The organism is Arcicella sp. GW458-12-2-14-TSB2 (assembly GCF_059423785.1).
In genome coordinates this window covers 1-5,289 of sequence record NZ_JBWKYN010000269.1, presented here as the reverse complement: position 1 = coordinate 5,289, position 5,289 = coordinate 1, and the positions used below count along the sequence as shown (strand labels likewise).

The 5,289-nt window shown below is 34.6% G+C and carries 3 protein-coding genes; all 3 read right to left on the bottom strand.

Going from position 1 to position 5,289, the window contains the following annotated elements; all coding sequences use genetic code 11:
- Positions 1–132: 132 nt before the first annotated feature.
- Positions 133–1,905, bottom strand: coding sequence for an AMP-dependent synthetase/ligase (locus AC07XN_RS23290; RefSeq protein WP_494744794.1), 1,773 nt, complete (start codon positions 1,903–1,905; stop codon positions 133–135).
- A 215-nt stretch (positions 1,906–2,120) separates the two neighbouring features.
- On the bottom strand, positions 2,121–3,194 hold the full coding sequence (locus AC07XN_RS23285) for a hypothetical protein (protein WP_309923575.1): 1,074 nt from the start codon (positions 3,192–3,194) through the stop codon (positions 2,121–2,123).
- 204 nt (positions 3,195–3,398) lie between these two features.
- Positions 3,399–5,231 (bottom strand): tetratricopeptide repeat protein, encoded by a 1,833-nt coding sequence (locus AC07XN_RS23280; protein ID WP_494744793.1) that lies wholly within the window; start codon positions 5,229–5,231, stop codon positions 3,399–3,401.
- Between the last annotated feature and the right edge of the window lie 58 nt (positions 5,232–5,289).

The window sequence follows — 5,289 nt, the reverse complement described above, 5'->3', positions numbered from 1 at the left end:
TACAGAATAAGAATAGCCATTCACAATATCTTGTGGACAAATTTTGCCCAAAATTCGGGATGACTCATGTTTTTATGATTTTATAATTCGAGATGAGTAATATTTCTATTCAATACTAACTCTTGTACAATATCAATTATATATTCCTTCAATCAACTCTTTATAATTATTATGAATGATTTTTCTTTTTAGCTTCAATGTCGGGGTTAATTCGCCCGACTCAATGGTAAATAATTTAGGTAATAATTCTACCTTTTTTACTTGTTCATATTGGGCAACATTCTTCATCAAGTCTTTAACTACTTCATCTATTTTCTCTTTCACCTTATCATTCTTAATCATCTGAGTAGCATCTTTACATTCTACACCGTTTCTAGTACACCATTCTTTCAAGGCATTGAATTCAGGTACAACCAAAGCTGACGGGAATTTTTGTCCCTCTCCTACAACGATTGCTTGTTCAATCAATACTGATTCTTTTAATTTATTTTCGATTACCTGTGGTGCTACATATTTACCGCCAGACGTTTTGAAGATTTCCTTTTTCCTATCTGTTATTTTCAAATAACGTCCTTCAAAAAGCTCTCCTATATCTCCTGTATGAAACCATCCATCCGCATCTATCGCTTCGGCAGTAGCATCAGGTCTTTTGTAGTAGCCTTTCATGATTGACGGTCCTTTTACACAAATCTCTCCGTCTTCAGCAATTTTCAACTCCACATTTGGTAATACTGTACCTACGCAACCCACTCTAAAATCAGATAAAATACTTGATGAAACTACAGGTGAAGTTTCAGTCAATCCATAGCCTTCAGCAATCGGAATTTCAGCAGCCCAAAATACCCTTGATAAACGAGGTTGCAAAGCTGCCGAACCTGAAGCAATGATTTTGATATTGCCTCCTAAGGCTTCTTTCCACTTACTGAATATTAATTTTCTCGCAATTTTCAACTGTGTATTATACCAAAAACCCATATCTTTCATTGGGTCGTATTTTAATCCTAAGTTCAATGCCCAAAAGAAAAGCTGTTTCTTAATACCTGATAATTCGTAACCCTTTGCTACAATCTTATCATATACTTTTTCTAGCAATCTCGGAACAGTTGCGAATACTTGAGGCTTAACATCTTTTAGATTATCGGCAATGGTATCCATACTTTCAGCATAATAAACCGAAACGCCATAATACATATACACATATACATCGGTACGCTCGTAGATGTGGCAAAGCGGAAGGAAGCTAAGGGCTTTGTCATTAGATGATAATTCTAAATGCTTTCCAATCACCAATCCATCAATGTTCGAAATGATGTTATCATGTGTCAGCATTACTCCTTTGGGCTTGCCAGTAGTTCCCGAAGTATAAATCAATGTCAATAAATCGTCTGGAGAAACAGCTGCTTTATAAGGTTCTATTTGAGCGAAATCCTCATTCTCTGATAACTTTAATAATTCTGACCAGTGTTTTGAATCCTTATAATGATCAAATGTATAGATGCCTTCTATGCCTTCCAACACGCTGGTAGCTTCAAGTACTTTTGCTAGCAGGGTTCTGTCGGAAACAAAAATCAATTTCACTTCTGCATCCGTAAATATATAACGATAATCTTCAATGGTGATGGTTGGGTACATCGGCACCAATACAGCACCTAATTGCTGAACTCCTAACTCAATAAAATTCCATTCTGGTCTGTTATTAGAAATCAGCGCAATTTTATCGTCTTTTTTAACCCCTAATTTAATTAAGCCAATGCTTACTTGATTAACGATTTTTATTACTTCGGTAGCACTATATTTTTTCCATTCGCCTTTTACTTTGCTAGCGAAGGTGTCTTCTTTATTTACTGCTTGTACACAATTAGGTAGTAAATCAAATACTCTGGTAATGTTAGGATTGCTCTTCATGACTATCTTAGTTTATTCGATGCCTCTTCAAAATAAAATACAAATTAAACCCTATATTTTACAATAGCGTTAAACAAAGATAACAAGTTTACATAAATGAAAATAGTATGCAAGCATAATTATTTTGTATTTTTTGAGTATTTCAAACAAAGAATTTAATAGGGAATTATTAATAGCTATTTTTTCCTAAAATTTACTTTTATCCACATTCTATCCTATTCATTAACAATTTGGATAATTTCTTTTCTACCATCTGAATATAAATAGGTTAATTCTATTTCACTTATTTCATTATCCTTCAAGATATAGTATCCGTCATCTGTTGTACCATCATTTAAAAATTTGCCTTCAAATCGCTCTCCGTTTTGAAAATAATAAATCCCGTTCCCTTCACGTTTGCCTGCTCGATATTCTCCCTCATACATTTTATTTCCGTTTGGATAATACTGTATTCCATAACCATCTCTTTTACCATTTTTCCACATTCCTTTATAACTCCCCTGTGTTTTGTGGACAAATAGCCCTTCTCCATCTTTGCAATTACCCGTCACACAACCTGTTTTCTTGAAGGAAGCTTCATTGGCACTAAGTAACTTATTTTCAACAACTTCTATATTTTCAATTTTTCTATCAATATCCGAATGAACATTTGTTTGGTCATTTTTTGATACTCTCGATACCTCCACCAACTTATCGCTATCAGCTTCTAGCCATCCTTTTTTGATGGCCTCTAATCTTTGCGACTTGGGCGGATGTGTAGAAGTTACTAACTCTTCTTGAAAATGCTGAATAGCTTGTTGTGACTGTTCTAAAGTAGCCCCCATTTGGTGTAACCAAAAACCTGAAAAATAATCAGCCTCTAATTCTTTTTCAGGACGACTTCCTTCTCCGTCTATGGTATGAAAATTGGCATGATGCCCAATCTCATGTGCTAAGATAGAAATCGCCGCCCAGTCAGTTTGAGCTGTCCGTTCTACTCTTCCCAAAAAGTCACGGTCATAAATAATATAGGGTTGTCCTTCAATGATAGTCGCAAAACAATTATCAGTATTTGAACATTGCATTACTTTAAACTTGCTATGAATTTGTCCCATTTTTTTGGCAAATTTTCCGATTACTTCTGCGGCATGGCTTTCAGAAATGTATCCCATAGTCTGTGGACAAATGTCTTGAGGTAATACTTTCTTGCCAAAATAATTACAGGCAAAAACGATTTTTGGTTGTTGAGCGGACAACTCACTGCAAAAAGCAAGACTAATAATGAAGACTAAAGAGAAGAGTTTTTTCATGGCTATTTTACTTGATTGTGAATAATTAGAGGATAGACACAAAAAATAAAAAAGCAGGCCACTTTGATTAAAATGGTCTTAGCAAATTTTATTTAAAGCAATCAAGTAGAGTTTCAAACCATGCAATCATATTTAGCGGTTTATCCACAAAAAAAGCCTGTAAGTGGATAAGCTTACAGGCCTGATAGTAATACGTTTAGGTAATTAATTTATTGTATCTCCCCTCAAATTTCTAAATCTTTTTCTAGCATCTGCCCCATAAATACTGCCAGGATACTTTATCAACAATTCTTGGTATAATTTCATCGCCTTTGTGGATTGGTTCAATACATCCTGATATGTTTTCGCTAATAGATACAAGGCATCATCGCCTTTTATATCATGTGGAAAATTCTGGATGACGTATTCCAAATCTTTTATCCCTTTATCCACATTCCCTTGCTTCAAATAGATATTCGCTCTTAAAAAAACCAAATCATCCATAATAGGATTTCCACGATATACCCTTTCCATTTCCCCTAATTTAGCGATAGCCTCCTCATTACGATGTTGAAAAAGGAGGAGTTCAACAGTAGAATAATCTTTTAAGGCAGCTTCTGTACTATCAAAACCTGTGTTTTCTTGAATCAGTAAACTCAGCTCCATCGCATCATTGGCAATCTCGCGAGTAGTCGCTTGTTTTAAAATATCCAATACTTCTTTGGCTAACTCAAAGTCTCCTCTGAAATACGCCAATTTTGCATTTCTTAATTTGGCATCATACCCAATCGGACTATCTTTCTCTGATTTTTCCACTTGTGAATACAATAACGTGGCTTCCCAAGGTTCAGATTTCAACAAGTATATATCTCCTAAATCTAATTTACACTTATCCACAAAAAACTGATCATTGTTGGCAAGTTTGATGGCTTTTTCTAAAACAGCAATGGCAGTGTCTTTTTCGTTTAAGTAAAAAGCATACAAAAGCCCTTTGCTTCTTAGGGCTTCCAATGTTCTTTGATTCGTTCCCAGTTCATCCAGCATCTTGGTATATTCGCCAATGAGTAGTCGAATGTCCGATTGATTAATTGGGTAAGTGGTTTTAATCACTTCTTCTTTGGCATTAATCAACATTCTTCTCCACAATGGATAGTTCTGATGTCTAGGATATTCTTTAATCAAGTATTCAAAGATTTTACCTGAATTGACATAGTCTTTATTTTGATGCGCCATAAAGCCTAAGTCTGTCACTTGAATACCTTCTTTTTTATAGCGTTTATCCAATGCCCGAGCCTGAACAAAAGCTTTATAAAAGTCCTTTTTCTGAATCAAATGCCAAATCAAAATATCGGTATAATAAGACGTCTGTGGATATTGTTGAACTTTTGCGTAGAGTATTTTCTCTAATTCTTCTATTTCTTTGTCTTCCTTCAACTCATCCTGAAGGATTGACTGTACCATTTCTTGATTATCAGTCACTAAACCAAACTTTAGGTACTCTTCTATCATTTGCGTTACTTTCCCTTCCATACGGAACAAATTTGCTAACTGTACAGCATATTTATCTTCCGTCTTTGTAAAAGCCCTCGATACCTCAATTGTTTGTATAGCTAAATCTGTTTGATGTTGCATGGCAAAGTAATTCACCAAATCTATCATTTCATCATCACTCGCCTTTACTTTATCAATCGCCAAATCATAGTTTTTTTTAGCCTCGTCTTTCTTGTCAGTTGACTGATAAAGTCTTCCTAAGTCAACTAAATATTTAGCTTGGTTGGCATCTGCATTTTTGATTTGTTTCTTAACAAACTTTTCAGCTTCGTCCCATTCTTTCAACTTCACCAAAGTTTCCAAGTATGGTTTATAAATATCTTTTGCAGTCTCTTTGTTCTTAGCCAATTTTTGAAAAATCGTTTTCGCCTTTTCATATTCCCCCGATTTCAGGTATTCAATTCCCAACTGAGCATCTTGACTGAAAACATCAAAGTACCCCATTACGAAAATGACGAAGCAAAGAGCCTTCAAAAAAGTTTTCAACAACATCTTATATTTAATCATAATAATTTTTATTTAATTTTTTATAAAAAAGAAAACTATTACTTCTATTATACTGTGG

Bases quoted from the DNA above. Each gene is read 5' to 3' on its own strand.
- AC07XN_RS23285 (WP_309923575.1), bottom strand. From the start codon at position 3,194: ATGAAAAAACTCTTCTCTTTAGTCTTCATTATTAGTCTTGCTTTTTGC.
- AC07XN_RS23280 (WP_494744793.1), bottom strand. From the start codon at position 5,231: ATGATTAAATATAAGATGTTGTTGAAAACTTTTTTGAAGGCTCTTTGC.
- AC07XN_RS23290 (WP_494744794.1), bottom strand. From the start codon at position 1,905: ATGAAGAGCAATCCTAACATTACCAGAGTATTTGATTTACTACCTAAT.